We start from the raw sequence: 14,059 nt of genomic DNA on the forward strand, positions 1-14,059 counted from the left end.
CATCCCGTCTCGAAAGGTGCGTCAGTGGACGCGTACATCATCTGGGCACTCGCACTCGCGGGGGCCCTCAGCCTCACGTTCTGGGCCGTCACCAAGCTTGCCACCGAGTTTGAGCAGCTGGTCGTGACCTTGGTCGAGGTCGCCGAGCGGATTCGTGAGGCTATTCGTCGGTTCCGCAACCACGACTGACGGCGCGCCCGCGCCTCAGGATTCTGAGGCGCGGGCTCTCGTGTCGCATCAGTGCCATTTGCTCACCCTCGCCGGGTCTTCTGGGCGGGACCCGGCGGCGCATCGGCGCCGTGGTTCGCGCGGAGCTCATCGACGTCGTCGTCCAGCTTGGCACGACCAGCGACGTCCTGACGAACGTCCCGGCGGCCCGCCTGAATCAGGGCCTCATCGCTCGGCGGGTTTCGGTTCTTCGTGTACCGCTTGATGCCGTACCCCTGCGGGTAGGCGATGCCGTCGCTGTTGACGGCGGGGTCGGCGGCGAGCTTGCGGGCGATCGTCAGCCAGTCCACGCCGGCGAGGCGGAGGTCGACGGCGTCCAAGCGGCGGCGCGCGATCGCCGCACGCTGAACCTTGTGGGGGCGTCCCACGTCGGGGTCCTCCATAGCTCGGGTGCGCCCCCGCGCCCTGGGCTTCATGATGTCATCCGTGAGATGAGTCAAGCATTCGGGTTGCGCTCGCGATCTGGCGTGGCCAGTCTGGAAGTGGGCCGTTTTTCATGCATCGTCACCTAGTGGCGTTTCATGATTCACACATTGCAACATTTGGGGGATTTAGAGGAATCCCATGAACAGCATCCCTATGGGAATGACGATGTCCAGTAGGTCCGATTTCTACAACCCAGACGTCGGGCGCCGAGTGGGGCTCCTCTGGCTTACGCGACCCGCGTGGATCCACAGGAGAGTCGACACCTTTGAATTCGTCGACACCGACACCATACGGCAGAATATAGGGTTCCACCTAACGGTTCCCGAGTATGCGCCGGCACTCACCGAGGTAAACGGGGAACAGCGTTGCTTGATACCCCTGATGGTACTGGATAAGGCTGGGCTTTCTTACCGGTTCCACCTATACGACTCGGAAGGTCGACCGGTGCCGCGCCTAACGAGCAAGGAATGCGGTGTTCTCGAGTTCAATTTTCTAACCCTCCTCACCGAGAAACTCCTGGACAGCCCCATACCGAAGACGCCTTGGCTTGGCAACGGCCTACCAGATGGATTGACGTCGGCTTTCCGGCGCATTACTACTTCACTACCGCGCGACGGAAGCTCCATTTATGAAGAAATGCGTGAAACTGGCTGGGGCCTCAACCAAAATCAGCTGATGCAGCTGTTCGGTGACCCGAACTCCGCAGCCACCGAGGTATTTAGGCTCTGCGTGAAAGTTCTAGCTGAAAGTCACCTACTGTGCGTCCTTACCCCTGGACCGCCTGGCACTGAAGCCATCATCAAACTGGATTGCGACGTCGGCCATAAATGGGAGACGGCACGGGGCAAGCCCTGGCGAGGTGGGATGCGGCTAATCGGATGGGAGCCATGGCGATTTGAGGTCCCCGTCCCAGCAGGAGACCCCAGCAGTTACCACTTCGAATTTTGGTCACCGACGGGCGTGCTAATCGACCCCTCCTCCCCGGGGCTACGGCCTGCGCCAACCAAGCCGCACATCGGCTACTTGGGCGGCCACGGATTCCACATGGCCGCCCACAACTTCCCTCTGGGACGCGACTATCACCTTGAACTACGACTCAGGTCAAAGCTTACTGGATGGGTGTCCGCAACCCTTGCAATCGGCTTGGCAGTGCTTTCCCTGATTTTGATCGCACAGCGTCAAGTCGGAGACCTCATAGCAGCCAAATCTCCACCAACCCCAGGACCACTCGCTCAGCCTCTGAACCTGATCGTAGTTCTGACCACGATATTCCTCGCGGTGGGGGCAGCGGCGATAACGGTCCTCGCGAAGTCATCATCCAAACCGCACGCCCTGGAAGACAAAATGCTCAGTGGACTGCGCGCGATATCGTGGTGCATTCCGATTGTGTGCCTCGCATCGGTGCTAGTACTCTTCTGCGCAGAGACTATAAGCGGAATGGAATCGTGGTTCGTCGGGCTACTTTGGGCCCAGTGCAGCATTCTGGCCATCGTCTCGATTCCGCCACTACTACGGGGTGTCTCCAGGGCTAAACGGAAGGTAGTCGCGGCTCGGGCGGCGGGACAAGCACCTCCTGGTCTTTCGCAGGACGAGTGAACGTGGGAGTGTGGTCAGTAGAGAGGAGGCCTATCGTGCCTCAACGTATCGACGGCCAAGGCGAAGACAGGTTCATGTGGGTGCAAACCTTGGACGGACGACAGGCTTGGCCGGATGATGGCCTCAGCGACCAGGGCAGGGCGCTGGCAATAAAGCTTCTAAGCACTGGCCACGAGAGCCCGTTGTGGAGCGAGGCGCCAGCCTCAACGGCCAACCCCGCAGACTCTGCGACCGTGGGGCCGGAAGTCACCATGTGACGCTGCCCACCGACGTAGGGCCTGCAACAGAACGAGTTGCAAGCCCTGTCGCTCACATTAGCGGGATTTGCTGCTGCCCCTCACCCCGCCGTTTCGCCATGGATGCAGCTTGCACTTCTGGCGCGGCGCGGTTCTGCCTCAGCCACCAGGCGAACTGGTAGTTACGGCAGGTCCGGAAGCGAGCGGAGTTGCGCCGGGGCTCGGTAACGGGGATGTCACGCTCGCCCCATCCGGTGATGGGGCGAGCGTTCTCCAGCCGGACGTGGAGGCCGGGGACGAGGGCAGACCCTTCCCAGTCCTCCCCCGGCGCGGCCTCGAAGGCGAGATGGGCGTTGTCGCTCCACCTCCAGGAGTTGGGCAGCGCGCACAGGTACCAGGCGAGCGGCTGGTTAGCCGCCGGCAGCTCGACGAGCTGATGCCGGCGCTTCGGGTCGACCCGCGGGCGGTCCGGCTGCCCAAAGGCCCGCAGGCAGTGCTGGTCGAGGGCCACGTGTCGCACTCCGGCGAGCCACATGATGTGGTACAGAGAGCGCGACTCGATTCCCACCCTTATCCGTTCCGACATGAATTCCCCACTGGATTCTCAATTCCCGAGAGAATTATTCCTCTCTATAACCAATTTTATCAAATTTCCCACCAATTCCAGATGCCTATCATGCCGGAAGCCATTCGGGTAAGGCATGTTGAATTCCTCCTCAAAGGCCCTTTCGTACTCCTCTTTCGGGAGGGGGATAGGGCGACGGCAGGTGGCCTTGAGGTTGGACCCGCTGAGGTCGGTGACCTTGACGTCCTCGAAGTAGCGCCGGAGCAGGGGTTCGAGGCTTTCGGGGGTGTGGAAGCGGAGCTTCTGCCACTTACCCTTGACGAAGTTCATCTCGACGTTGTTCTCGTCAAGGAAGCTCATCTTCGTGGTGGCCGTCTGCGAGGTGACTCGCTTGGCCTGCTCGTCGCGGAGTTCCCGGCCAAGGCTGCGGGTGCCGAGGCAGACGACACCGTCGGCCGCGCACAGGGCGTTGACGGTGGCCAGCACCCAGTGCTGGTAGTCAAGGCTGGTGGTCGCGTTGATGACGGAGTCGAGGACGACGACGTCGTACAGGCCGTTGGCCTGTATGTCCTGGCCGATGTCGCGGAGCATGCCAACGACGGCCCGGATGTCGACGGCGTACGAGCCGTCCTTGCAGCGGTAGGGCTCGTAGTCGTGGATGTTGAAGCCCTTGGCCCGCAGGTGCTTGGCGTAGTCGCCGTACCCAGCGCCGAAGTCGACTACGCGGTGGCTGGGCTTGAGCCAGGGGGTGACGAGCTGGTCCCAGGTCTCCGAGCCATAGGCGAGCTTCCCGGCCTTGGCCTTGGAAGAGAACTGCCGGAGCCGCTTGGGCTGGACGATGTGCTGGTTCCACACAGGTGCCTTGCCCTCAATGGCGGTCCAGTCGTAGACGCCGTACTCGCCGGTTAGGTCGGCGTGGAGCTGCGCGGCCTCGGACGAGGGGACGGTCCAGGCGAGGAGGTCGAAGCGGTTGATAGCGGCGACGACGGCGTACTCCGCGTTGAGGACGATGCGGCCCTGGTCGTCGATGACGACGCTGCCCCAGGGGCCGTGGCCGGCGGTCATGTGTCCGATGGCGTTGACGAAGGAGAGGTTCTTGCGTTCGGCAACGCGGATGGATTGCCACGGGATCCACGACCAGGTGCCGAGCTCGCCGGGGTCGGCGTAGACGACGCTGGCTTCGGTCTCGACGCGGTTGTGGAGGAGGTTGAACTGGATCTCGTCCTGAAGGCGGACCTTGGTGCCGAGCATGACCGCGGGCGTGTGGGTGAGGCCGATCGCCTTGAGTCCCTTGGTTCTCTGGTGACCGGCGACCAGGGTGCCGTCGGCGTTGAGGATGACCGGCTTGACGACGCCGTGCCGGCGCAGGGATGCCTGGAGCCGGATGAAGGCGCTCTCGCTGAGGCGGCGCGGGTTGTAGTCGGCGGGGCGGAGCTGGTCGAGCGGGTACGCCTCGTGGAACGTGGTGGTGGGCGCCTTACTCATGCGGTCTCGTCCTCCTGGTGGGCCTGCTGGAGGACGTGCCACCCGAAGCCCATGTCGCTGTTGGTGTCGTCCACGAACTTCGTGTAGATGGCGTTCAGGGCTTCGACCTCTTCGGAGGTGATCCGGACGCGCTTGGACTCCCACTGGAGGTAGCCCCACTGGAGGTAGTCGACGGTGGCAACCGCGCCAGTGCCCGCGCCGTCGGAGGTGAGCTCCAGAGTCTCGGGCAGGGAGGTGTCGTCGAGGAGGCGGTCGACGCTCTCGCGGTCGTAGCCGGTTCCCCCGAGGTCGGGGATCTCGGAGAGGACTTCGGCGAGCAGGGCGGTGTCGTAGCCGGCGAGGTCGTTGGTCCGGTTGTCGACCACGACGATGCGCGCGGCGGCCTCGTCGTCGACGTCGACCCAGGTGGCGGCGATCTGCTCCCAGCCGAGCTGCTGCGCGGCGGCGACGGTGTGGTTGCCCGCCAGGATCTCGTTCGATCGGCCGGTGTGCGTGCCCTTGTTGACGACGACGGCCCGGTACTGGCCGTTCACAGTCAGAGACTCGGCGATAGCCGGAAGGTCGCCCGTGCGGGGGTTGCGGTAGTAGGGCGTCAGCTCCGAGATGGGGACGGCGAGCGGGAGAAGCTGTTCGGGGATGTTAGCGAGCGCGGTCACGGGCGTCCTCTGTGTAGGCCGTTCCCCGCGCCCTACCAGAAATCCAGCCTAGACGGTCGACGACTGTCTGCCAGCCTGTACTTCATGAGCGCAGGGGACGAGAAGACTGCAGCGGAGCTGGCTGCCGCACATCTGACGATCAAGGAACTGGCCGACGCCTTCGACACGGTGGCGGGTGGCACCGTGGAAGTGAAGGCCGAACATGAGCTCGCCTTCCTCGCGGGCTTCGGCTGGTGGGGAAAGATCGCCCGTACGGCGCGCGGGGTATCCCTGCTCGCCCACAACAACATGACGAGCGAAGCCTCACCCCTTGCTCGGGTGATCATCGAGCACACGCTCGCCCTGCAGTGGCTGGTGGAGGGCGCTCCTGAGACCGTCCAGGCATTGGAGGAGGAGGGTCTGCACAACCAGCGTCAACTGATCAAGGAAGCGGGAGAGGCCGAATGGGACCTGCCCGACTGGGTCAGCGTTCCAGAACTTCCAGCGAAGGGAGACGAGCATCCCCTCCGGGCGGAGTACTCATCGTTCCGGCGCCTCACCCAGCTGTACGACGAAAAGGACACCTATATTGCCTATCGGGTGTTGTCTGCCGACGTACACCCCTCCGCGATCGGCTCGAAGGCCTTCCTGCGCGAAGAGGACGGCGTGATCAGCATTCGCCTGCCCCAGGCGGACCACGCTCAGCTGACTCACGCCGCGTACTGCCTCATCCAAGCCACGAAGGTGATGGACCCGCTCTTGGTCGGCGCCCCGCTAAAGCCCTTCATCAGCCGGGCCGAACTACTCTTCGGTCGCCCCCCGCACACACCCGAGCGGGTACCAGGGAAGCAGCTTCCGGCCCGCAAGGCACCAACTCGCGTACAGGTCTCCGCTGATGACCTGACCGACGCTCAGACTTTGGCCTCGATCGTGCTCGAAGGCCTGCGCCAGTCAGGAGTAGAGCTCGGCCAAGAGAGCGTGTCGCAGCGCAGGAAACAAGTGACGGTGGATGTGACCTCCCTGCCGGCGAGGAGCCGACAGGCGGATTGACGACGCCCGCACCGTAGCGGGCGCCAAGGTGGCGCTCGCTACGGTGCGCGCAGGATCAGCGGTTGTTGCAGCGGCAGATCCCGGAGGGCAAGCACCAGGAGTCACACGACTTGCACCACACTGCCCCGGGCACGGGCGAGGTGGGCTCGCTCTTCTCGGTCGCCTGCTGCTCGTTCATGCTGCTCTGCTTCCTATGCGCGTGTAGAGGGCTGCTTCGAGTTCCGCTCGATGCCGGGCGGCGTCCGGGTCGGGCTCACGGCTCCAGCAGGCGTCGGGCCCGTGGTCGCAGATGGGCGCGGCTGGCCTGCCATCGCGTTCTGTGATGAGGCGGCGGTACAGGTCGTACTCGTCGGCGTGGCCGCGAAAGTCCTGCGAGGTCATAGCACTCCCGGGTACAAGTGGACCCGCCGTCGGCCTGGGCCGGGGCGGGTCTGCTCGCGTGCGTGGATGTGGTGCGGCAGGTGGCTTCGGTGCGGAGCCGGTGCCTGACGGGTAGGGCGCGGGGGATTGGCCACCCGTCAGGCACCGAGGGGATGCCGCATGCCACGGCAGTCGGTGGGCCGGTTCCTCGGCTGTGGCCGTTCCCTCCAACGAGATAGACCGTACCACTCTTAAGCGTTGGGATCTATTTTGAGGGGCGGCCCGCTGGCGAGCCGCCCCCTGGGCGGGTGGGTCAGGCGGCGAGGTCGACCGGCTCGGCCTCGGCACTCACGTCGGCGTCGTCCCACTCCGGCTCGACGGCGGTCTCGGCGTCCTGCGCGTTCTCCTGCCGCGGGCTGGCGTTCGTCTCGACGGCGGCCACGTTCTGGTCCTCCTCCGGCGCGGCGGGCTCCTCCGGCGCGGCGGGCTCGTCCTGTGCGGGGGCGTCGACCTGCTCGGGGGCGTCGTCGCCCGCGGGCTCCAGTCGCGCGAGCGCGGCGGCCGCGTCGCCGACGAGGTCCGGCGCAGCGGCGTCGGGGCTGACCATCAGTTCGCTGGCGTCGGCGTGGGCCTTGGCCTGCTTGAGCCGCCAGCGGGCCTTCTGGACGAAGTCGGCGACCCTGTCGATCTGCTCCAGCCGCCTGCCGACCTGACCCTCCAGCATCCGGGCGAGCTCCATCGGGTCGGTCTTGGCGATGCCGTCCAGCAGCGCACACATGCGCTCGATGGCGTCGAGGTCGCTCTTGGTCTTGGCCTGGGCGCGGCTGACCTCGGCCTTCTTCTCGGGGGTCAGCTCCTCGACGTCGACCATGGAGTCCTGCTTCGCCGCCTTCTCCTGCTTCCGCATGGCGTACGCGACGTGGAGGAGCTGGTTGTCGCTCTTGTCACTCTTCCTCCAGTCGTCGAAGACGGCCTTCTGGTTGGCGGGCGAGAGCGCGGCGATCTGGACGGCGGCCTGGGTGCCGATGTGCTTGGCGTCCACGGCGGCCTGGATCTCGGGGCGCAGGTTGAGGAGGGTCAGCCGCTGAGTGACGAAGGCGACCGACTTGGAGAAGGTCTCGGCGACCGCGGGCACCATGTCGGGGTCGCCGTCGTGCTCATCGTCCAGGACCCGCTTGAAGCCGCGGGCCTCCTCCAGGGGGAGCATGTCCTCGCGGTTGAGGTTCTCAGCCATGGCCTTCTTGAAAGAGTCGAGGTCGCTGATTCCGGCATCGCCGTCGGCGAGGAGGATCTTGGCCTCGATGGTGATGTTGCCCGCGATCTCGTTGGCGCGGAAGCGCCGCTCGCCGGCGACGAGCTCGTAGCCCTGCTCGACCTTGCGGACGACGACCGGCTGGATCAGACCGTGCTGCTTGATCGAGGCGGCCAGCTCGTTCAGCGCCTCCTCGTTGAAGGTCTCGCGCGGCTGGCCCTCGTTGCGGGTGATCTGGCGCATCTTGAGGGTCTGGTACTTGTGCTGCGGCATGTCGTCTCCAAGAGGTCAGTGGGTGGGGCCTCTCCCCCCTTCATGCTTTTATTCTATATGCCTTCAGGGCGAGAGTCCACAAATTTTCGAAGTTTTCGCAGGTCAGAGGCGTGGGACGCGAACCTGAAGGTTCACGCCCCACGCCTCACTTCCCGCAGCCGTCCACCCCGCCCGGACGCGCCTGTCGATCGATCTCCTCGACGTCCACGATCGCCAGCGCGCCCAGCACCTCACGCGCCAGCCCGTCATCAAGGGCGACATGCGCTTTACCCCCGGACTCCGTCAGCCGAGCCAGCACTCGCCCCACTTCGATCCCCACCCGTACCTCTTTGCGTCGTGACGCCGTACCGCCCAGGCATGCCCAACCATTAGATCCCCACACAGCAGAGACCCCGGCACACCTTAGGCCCGAAGAAAGGCGCCACCCCGACCCACTCCCCAGGGGGCGGTGCCCGCACGCTAGGTAAGCGTTCGTTTCTCACCCGTTATAGATCTTGCTTCGGGGCGCCCGGTATTGTCAACAAACAAAGACATTGAACACCTCCATCTGCCGCACACCGGCCGGAGTTGACAGACTCAGAGGAGTTACGACCAGATGCCGCTCGGCCCGCACGTACCTCTCGCCAGCAAGCTGGCTTTGCTGCTCGGCAGGAAGCGCGACCAGGCCGGGAAGACGCCCAGCACACGCGCCATCGCCACGGCGACCACCCAAGATGTCGGCGGGAAGCCGGCCATGACCCACCAGGTCGTCAACGAGCTGCTGACTGGGGAGAAGACGGACCCGAAGCTGTCTCAGCTCCTTGGACTCGCACGGGCTTTCGAGACTCCGGTAAGTTTCCTGCTCCCCGGATACAACGGCTTGACCTCTCTGACGGTCTACGAGGAATACCCAGAGGTCCGTGAAGCTCTACGCCTGATTCACGACCTGGGGCCGGAAGGGGCCAATGAGCTGCTGGAGGCCGCCCGTGAGATCCGCTCACGGCACGGCCACAGCAACCTCACAGTCCCGGAAATCCCCGAAGCCCTGCCCTCCGTCCCCGAGGCCCCTCGGCCCGGTAGGCGGCGCCGGCTCAGTTTCGACGAGGCAGCCCAACGGGCCGCCTCCGACCTGGAAGGACCCTAGAACAACATGGACGGCATAGTCTTCGGCCTGTGCACCCTCTTCGGCTTGACGGGCACCGTGCTCTCCGCCCGCGAAGCCTGGCGCCAGCGGGACCGAGCCGACTACCGCATCGCACGGGCCGCACGAGCTGTCGCGTTCGGCGTGTGCACCCTCGGGGTTCTCCTCGCCGTTCCGGCGGTCGAGTCTGCGGTCGAGTCCGCGACCGGCATGAACAACGCGGCCAAGATCGGCGCCCACGTCTGCGCAGTCCTGTGGTGCGGCAGCCTCCAGCTCATGATGGTGGACTGGTCGTACACCCGGGAAGTCCTCAAGGCCAGCCTCTACGCGCGGTGCGCCTTCGCGGCCGTCGTGCTCGCCGCCATGCTCCCGCTGTTCGTCGCGACCACGGACGAGACCATCGAGTTCACCACCGCGCACGCCGCCGCGCCCGGCGTCACCGTGTACCTCATGGTCTACCTGGCCTACGTCGCGGTGACCTGCGGCGAGATCGTCTTCCTGTGCTCGGGAATGGCCCTGTCCATGCGTCGAGGCGGTCACCTCTGGACCGCGCGAGGGCTCACCATGTCGGCTGTCGCAGCGATGCTGGGTGTCGCGTACGCGCTGAGCAAGGGCTCCTACTTGGTCACGCGCTACCTCGGCCATCCGTGGCCGCTGGAAACCGAGGAGATCGTCTCCCCGGTCCTGGCCGGCCTGGCGGTGGTCGCCCTCATCACCGGCCTGACGATGTCGATGGTCGGACGGCGGATCGCCGCCCGGAAGGTGACCCCCTCAGCCGCGTGACGCGGCGCCCAGCTTCCGCCAGCGCAGCACGACACGACCAGGCTCGATCGTGCGGACACCCCGCGCGCGCGCCGGGTACACCACGACGGCCTCCAGAAGGAGCAGAGTGATCGCCCTCTTGGAGGCCGTCGGCGCACTGTTCCACCAGCGCACCAAATCGGTGGCGCCGCCCAGCTTGAAGTTCGCCATCTGCTCGGCATACCGCAGCCGCTTTCGCGTCTCCTTGAGGGTCTTCGTCAGCTCGCCCTCGGCGATGACGAGGGCCTCGCTGCTGATCTGCCGCTTCCCGTAGAGCGTGGCCGCCTCCGTCCGCCGCCCCTCAAGGTCGGCGATGTCAGCCGTCAGCTGCTTGACCTGCTCCTTGACGGCCTCCTGCGCGCGGAGGAGCTGCTCACGAATACCGGGCTTGAGGAGTTCGGCCACTACGTACTCGCCGACGTAGGTCTCCAGCAGCTCGCCGTCGATCCGAACCTCTCCGCACCCACCGCGCCCGTTCTTGTCCTTCGGGCGGCAGCGGTACCCAGGGGTCCCCGCGTTCGTACGGGCCCCCTGGAGGGCCTGCGTGCAGTTGCCACACGTACTCGCCTCATCGTTGAGGAGGTAGTCGTGCACATCGTCCGGCGGGGCGGTCTTCCTCGCCTTCTCGCGCTCCTCCAAGGCGTGGAACTCCTCGGGCGTGATCGCGCCAGGGTGGCCAGCGTCCACCAGCGTGCCATCCTCCTCACGGCGGAGCCCAGCGATGGCCGGAGTGCGGAGGAGACGACCGATCGAGGCGTCCTTCCACTCCCCTCCGAGCGTCCCCCGGTACCCCTCGCCGTTGGCCCAAGCGGCGATGTCAGCGTTCGAAGCGCCGGCCAGAGCCCGGCTGACCATCTGGCGAGTCGGTTCCACCTCGTCGTCGCGAAGCCGACGACGCGACTGGTCGTCAAAACCGTAGAGCCGAGGCATTCGATGGTCGTCCGTTCTTCTCGTACGCGTGTAGCCGCCCGATCCTAGGCCACAGCCCTGTACTGGGGCTGCGGCCTAGGAGAGTTACTCGGGTCGACGGGCGATCATCAGCGCGCCGGGGGCGTCACCCCCAACACGCTCCACAACGCAGCGGTCGGAACCTTCACCGTGCTCCCCAGCGGGAGCGTTCGCACAGGGAAGGTCCCGTCCTTGATCAGGGCGTATGCCTTGTGGACTCCGATCCCGAGCGCCCGTGCGGCCGTGGTGACGTTCACCGTGGGCGGCAGCGCGAGCAGTTCGTCCAGGGTCATCTGACTGGCCCTGGCACCTGCAGCATTTTCCGTTGTCATCCCGTTGTCGCGTTCTCCCCCACGCCAACGTCACTTAAGGATACGCCAACACTGAAGTGTTGGGGCAAGATGTCCTCACGGTTCACCGTGAACCGTCATAGAAGGACAAGGAGCGAGGACCCAAGAGTGACGGAGAAGTTCAACCCCTCCTACGCGCGCTACTGCGTCTGCCAGGAGCCGGTGATCGGTGAGGACGGCGCCCCGGTCCTGGATGAGGCAGGCAAGCCGAAACAGCGCAACGTCGGTGCCACCTGCCCCAAGCTCAAGGAGAAGAAGCACGGGAAGTGGAGCCTCTACTTCGAGCTGGAGGCCGGCGAGAACGGCGACCGGCGCCGTGTCCGCAGGTTCGGGTTCGCCACCAAGGACGCGGCGATGAAGAAGGCGGCTGAGCTCTACCGGGAGGCCGTCAAGGGCACCGACATCCTCAGCGACGCCACCGTGGCCGAGGACCTGGACGCGTGGATCGCTCGCAAGAAGCGGCTCGCCCGCACGACGACTCACGGATATGAGGATCACATCCGCCTGTACCTCAGGCCCCACCTCGGGCACGTCAAGCGGCGCGACCTCAAGCTCCGGCACATCGAGGCGATGTTCGCGGCCATCGAGCGGGAGAACGCCGAGCGGCTTCTGCACCACGCACGCATAGTCGAGCTGACGGAGGCGCGCGACGCGGCACACACGGCGTGGGTCAGGGCCTCCGGGAAGACGGAGGAGCGTCGCGTCAGGCGCAGCGCGTACCTGGAGGCGAACGCGGCGCTCCGCGAGGGCAGCAAGGGACGGCGGAAGATTACTTCGGTCAACACGATGCACCGCATCCTCGCGACCTTGAAATCCTTCATGTCGGACGTCATCAAGCGCGGCGACTACACCACCAACTGGGCCAAGATGGTGGAGCTTCCGCCGGTGAAGAAGCCCACGGCGCTGGTCTGGACGCCGGAACGCGTCGACGAGTGGAAGCGGACGGGCCAGAAGCCGTCCCCGGTGATGGTGTGGACTCCGGAGCAGACGGCCGACTTCCTGGCCTTCATCGCGGCCGACCGGTTCGTTGGGCTGTGGAACGGGCTCATCTTCAGGGGACCGCGCCGCGGGGAGATGTGCGCGCTGCCCCTGTCGGAGGTCAGCCTGTACTCGCCGGTGCAGTACTTCCGGATCTCGGCACAGGTCGTCGAGGTCGCCTACCGGGTGTACGACGAAGCGCCGAAGCAGGACAGCGTCCGCACCGTCACCCTCGACGCCGATACCGCCGAGCTCTGGGTGGGGTTCGACACGACGCGCAGGAAGGAGCGCGAGGCATGGAGTGATGTCCACGCCTACGTCGAGAGCGACCGCTTCTGGGTGCATGAGGACGGCACACCGCTCCACCCGGACTGGATGAGCCGGCGGTTCAACCGGCTCGTCGAGCTTTCCGGGCTGCCCCCGATCCGATTGCACGACACCCGGCACCTGTCAGCGGCACTGGCCTTGCTCGGCGGGGCGAAGATGAAGGTCGTCCAGGTGCGACTGGGCCACAAGTCGTTCCAGGTGACGTCCGACACCTACACGGCGGTCCTCCCGCAGCTCCTGGACAACGAGGCCGAGACCACCAGCTCGGTCGTCCCCCGGCCGCAGCCTTGCTCGACGCCGGCCTCCGCGAACGACAGCTCACGCAGTCCGGGGAAGCGTGCCGCTGATCACGCGGCTCTGGACCCTGCCGAGGGGCCGCAGGTGACGCGGGACGGGCTCACCGATGCGCCGAACGAGGGGTTCGAGCGCGTCGCGTGACCAGCGTCCAATCTCTGTCCAATCAGGTGTGCTTTCCTGCTTAGGACGGGCCGCCAAGACCCTTCGTGCTCACGCCTGACCGGCTAAGTGCCTGGTCACGACGTTTCTTCTCTGTGGGGCGGGTGGGACTCGAACCCACGGCCGACGGATTATGAGTCCGCTGCTCTAACCGGCTGAGCTACCGCCCCGATCGGTGAGGCGCGTACATGTGTGCGCGCCGTCTGCCGCAGCATAGCCGCTCATACGATCTCCTGCTCCGGAAGATCGGCTCTGCTGACCTTGAAGACCCCACAGGACCGCGCCCGGTTCCCGTAGACGCGAAAAAGGACCCCGAAGGGTCCTTCTCCGTGTGGCTCCCCCGACTGGACTCGAACCAGTAACCCTCCGGTTAACAGCCGAATGCTCTGCCAATTGAGCTACAGGGGATCGCGCTCCCCCGACTGGACTCGAACCAGTAACCTGCCGGTTAACAGCCGGCTGCTCTGCCAATTGAGCTACAGGGGATTGCTGCGTTGCACCGAACGGACCCCGTCCGGCTGACCGGGAGGGCGCTCGCTCGCTGCGAGACATACATTAGCGCAAGCAGGGGGGTGCTCCGCCAATCGGTATCCCCAGGGCCTCCAGGGAAGGATCCAGCCGTGCGGTACAAGCTGACGTTCGTCGTGGGACTAGCCCTCGGTTACGTGGTCGGGACACGGGCCGGACGCGAGCGCTACGAGCAGATGAAGAAGTCCGCGCAGGACTTCGCCCAGAACCCGGCCGTGCGCAACGCCGCCGAGTCGGCCGCGCAGACCGGACGCCAGGTCGCGGGCAAGGCGGCCCACGTCGTGGGCGACAAGGTGGGCGACCGGCTGCCCACCGCCGTGACCGACCGGGTGCACGCGCTGCGCGGGCGCGCCGGGGCCAACGGCAAGGTCGAGGAGGACGACTGGGGCACCAGCAACACCTGAACGCCTCCGGGACGCCCGCAGCGCGCCCGCGTGCGGCAGAA

16 protein-coding genes and 3 tRNA genes are annotated in these 14,059 nt (G+C 65.8%); 7 read left to right on the forward strand and 12 right to left on the reverse strand.

Features of this window, described 5'->3' with window-relative positions; genetic code table 11:
* Positions 1-24 precede the first annotated feature (24 nt).
* Positions 25-189, forward strand: coding sequence for a hypothetical protein (locus tag AC067A_RS10820; RefSeq protein ID WP_478617497.1), 165 nt, complete (start codon positions 25-27; stop codon positions 187-189).
* A gap of 62 nt (positions 190-251) precedes the next feature.
* Here AC067A_RS10820 and AC067A_RS10825 read toward each other — a convergent pair whose 3' ends face one another.
* Positions 252-596: a hypothetical protein gene (locus tag AC067A_RS10825; protein WP_478617500.1), complete on the reverse strand. Its 345-nt coding sequence runs from the start codon at positions 594-596 to the stop codon at positions 252-254.
* Positions 597-792: 196 nt separating this feature from the next.
* On the opposite strand from AC067A_RS10825, the gene AC067A_RS10830 reads away from it, so the two are divergent.
* Positions 793-2,250, forward strand: a complete 1,458-nt coding sequence (locus AC067A_RS10830; RefSeq protein WP_478617502.1) for a hypothetical protein — start codon at positions 793-795, stop codon at positions 2,248-2,250.
* Positions 2,251-2,559: 309 nt separating this feature from the next.
* Here AC067A_RS10830 and AC067A_RS10835 read toward each other — a convergent pair whose 3' ends face one another.
* The 3 genes from AC067A_RS10835 to AC067A_RS10845 all read right to left on the reverse strand — a co-directional run bounded on the left by AC067A_RS10835 (position 2,560) and on the right by AC067A_RS10845 (position 5,192).
* Positions 2,560-2,997 (reverse strand): hypothetical protein, encoded by a 438-nt coding sequence (locus AC067A_RS10835; protein WP_478617504.1) that lies wholly within the window; start codon positions 2,995-2,997, stop codon positions 2,560-2,562.
* Between the two features lie 93 nt (positions 2,998-3,090).
* The gene (locus AC067A_RS10840) at positions 3,091-4,536 is read right to left on the reverse strand and encodes a methyltransferase domain-containing protein (RefSeq protein ID WP_478617506.1); all 1,446 of its coding nucleotides are present in this window, start codon (positions 4,534-4,536) and stop codon (positions 3,091-3,093) included.
* A complete protein-coding gene (locus AC067A_RS10845) occupies positions 4,533-5,192 on the reverse strand; it encodes a ParB/RepB/Spo0J family partition protein (protein ID WP_478617508.1) in 660 nt (219 codons plus the stop codon). Before AC067A_RS10845 ends, AC067A_RS10840 begins: the two co-directional genes overlap by 4 nt.
* A gap of 84 nt (positions 5,193-5,276) precedes the next feature.
* Between AC067A_RS10845 and AC067A_RS10850 the strand changes: the two genes are divergently transcribed.
* On the forward strand, positions 5,277-6,221 hold the full coding sequence (locus tag AC067A_RS10850) for a DUF5677 domain-containing protein (protein ID WP_478617510.1): 945 nt from the start codon (positions 5,277-5,279) through the stop codon (positions 6,219-6,221).
* A gap of 55 nt (positions 6,222-6,276) precedes the next feature.
* On the opposite strand, the gene AC067A_RS10855 is transcribed toward AC067A_RS10850, so the two are convergent.
* The 3 genes from AC067A_RS10855 to AC067A_RS10865 form a co-directional block, all read right to left on the reverse strand.
* A complete protein-coding gene (locus AC067A_RS10855; RefSeq protein ID WP_478617511.1) occupies positions 6,277-6,399 on the reverse strand; it encodes a hypothetical protein in 123 nt (40 codons plus the stop codon).
* 495 nt (positions 6,400-6,894) lie between these two features.
* A complete protein-coding gene (locus AC067A_RS10860; protein ID WP_478617514.1) occupies positions 6,895-8,106 on the reverse strand; it encodes a ParB/RepB/Spo0J family partition protein in 1,212 nt (403 codons plus the stop codon).
* A 145-nt stretch (positions 8,107-8,251) separates the two neighbouring features.
* The gene (locus tag AC067A_RS10865) at positions 8,252-8,425 is read right to left on the reverse strand and encodes a hypothetical protein (protein WP_478617517.1); all 174 of its coding nucleotides are present in this window, start codon (positions 8,423-8,425) and stop codon (positions 8,252-8,254) included.
* Positions 8,426-8,701: 276 nt separating this feature from the next.
* On the opposite strand from AC067A_RS10865, the gene AC067A_RS10870 reads away from it, so the two are divergent.
* On the forward strand, positions 8,702-9,229 hold the full coding sequence (locus tag AC067A_RS10870; protein ID WP_478617519.1) for a hypothetical protein: 528 nt from the start codon (positions 8,702-8,704) through the stop codon (positions 9,227-9,229).
* Positions 9,230-9,235: 6 nt separating this feature from the next.
* Complete coding sequence (locus tag AC067A_RS10875) at positions 9,236-10,009, forward strand: hypothetical protein (RefSeq protein WP_471517267.1); 774 nt, start codon at positions 9,236-9,238, stop codon at positions 10,007-10,009.
* Here the strand turns inward: AC067A_RS10875 and AC067A_RS10880 are convergent.
* Together AC067A_RS10880 and AC067A_RS10885 are read right to left on the reverse strand one after the other, a co-directional pair.
* Complete coding sequence (locus tag AC067A_RS10880; protein WP_478617523.1) at positions 9,998-10,957, reverse strand: recombinase family protein; 960 nt, start codon at positions 10,955-10,957, stop codon at positions 9,998-10,000. The two genes, AC067A_RS10875 and AC067A_RS10880, sit on opposite strands and share 12 nt — an antisense overlap.
* Positions 10,958-11,064: 107 nt before the next feature.
* Positions 11,065-11,268: a DNA-binding protein gene (locus AC067A_RS10885; protein ID WP_478617525.1), complete on the reverse strand. Its 204-nt coding sequence runs from the start codon at positions 11,266-11,268 to the stop codon at positions 11,065-11,067.
* Between the two features lie 165 nt (positions 11,269-11,433).
* Between AC067A_RS10885 and AC067A_RS10890 the strand changes: the two genes are divergently transcribed.
* Positions 11,434-13,068, forward strand: a complete 1,635-nt coding sequence (locus AC067A_RS10890) for a tyrosine-type recombinase/integrase (RefSeq protein WP_478617528.1) — start codon at positions 11,434-11,436, stop codon at positions 13,066-13,068.
* Positions 13,069-13,182: 114 nt separating this feature from the next.
* Here AC067A_RS10890 and AC067A_RS10895 read toward each other — a convergent pair.
* The 3 genes from AC067A_RS10895 to AC067A_RS10905 all read right to left on the reverse strand — a co-directional run bounded on the left by AC067A_RS10895 (position 13,183) and on the right by AC067A_RS10905 (position 13,572).
* Positions 13,183-13,256, reverse strand: a tRNA-Ile gene (locus tag AC067A_RS10895).
* Positions 13,257-13,418: 162 nt separating this feature from the next.
* Positions 13,419-13,494 (reverse strand) — tRNA-Asn (locus AC067A_RS10900).
* 5 nt (positions 13,495-13,499) lie between these two features.
* Positions 13,500-13,572 (reverse strand) — tRNA-Asn (locus AC067A_RS10905).
* Positions 13,573-13,706: 134 nt separating this feature from the next.
* Between AC067A_RS10905 and AC067A_RS10910 the strand changes: the two genes are divergently transcribed.
* Positions 13,707-14,018 carry a YtxH domain-containing protein gene (locus AC067A_RS10910; RefSeq protein WP_478617530.1) on the forward strand — a complete coding sequence of 104 codons (312 nt, stop codon included), beginning with the start codon at positions 13,707-13,709 and terminating at the stop codon, positions 14,016-14,018.
* Positions 14,019-14,059: the final 41 nt, after the last annotated feature.

Source organism: Streptomyces sp. NPDC043176, assembly GCF_056436715.1.

What these genes read in the sequence shown, in the direction of transcription:
- AC067A_RS10840 (WP_478617506.1), bottom strand. Translation starts at nt 4,536, where the DNA reads ATGAGTAAGGCGCCCACCACCACGTTCCACGAGGCGTACCCGCTCGAC.
- AC067A_RS10830 (WP_478617502.1), top strand. Translation starts at nt 793, where the DNA reads ATGAACAGCATCCCTATGGGAATGACGATGTCCAGTAGGTCCGATTTC.
- AC067A_RS10855 (WP_478617511.1), bottom strand. Translation starts at nt 6,399, where the DNA reads ATGAACGAGCAGCAGGCGACCGAGAAGAGCGAGCCCACCTCGCCCGTG.
- AC067A_RS10885 (WP_478617525.1), bottom strand. Translation starts at nt 11,268, where the DNA reads ATGACCCTGGACGAACTGCTCGCGCTGCCGCCCACGGTGAACGTCACC.
- AC067A_RS10880 (WP_478617523.1), bottom strand. Translation starts at nt 10,957, where the DNA reads ATGCCTCGGCTCTACGGTTTTGACGACCAGTCGCGTCGTCGGCTTCGC.
- AC067A_RS10860 (WP_478617514.1), bottom strand. Translation starts at nt 8,106, where the DNA reads ATGCCGCAGCACAAGTACCAGACCCTCAAGATGCGCCAGATCACCCGC.
- AC067A_RS10875 (WP_471517267.1), top strand. Translation starts at nt 9,236, where the DNA reads ATGGACGGCATAGTCTTCGGCCTGTGCACCCTCTTCGGCTTGACGGGC.
- AC067A_RS10870 (WP_478617519.1), top strand. Translation starts at nt 8,702, where the DNA reads ATGCCGCTCGGCCCGCACGTACCTCTCGCCAGCAAGCTGGCTTTGCTG.
- AC067A_RS10850 (WP_478617510.1), top strand. Translation starts at nt 5,277, where the DNA reads ATGAGCGCAGGGGACGAGAAGACTGCAGCGGAGCTGGCTGCCGCACAT.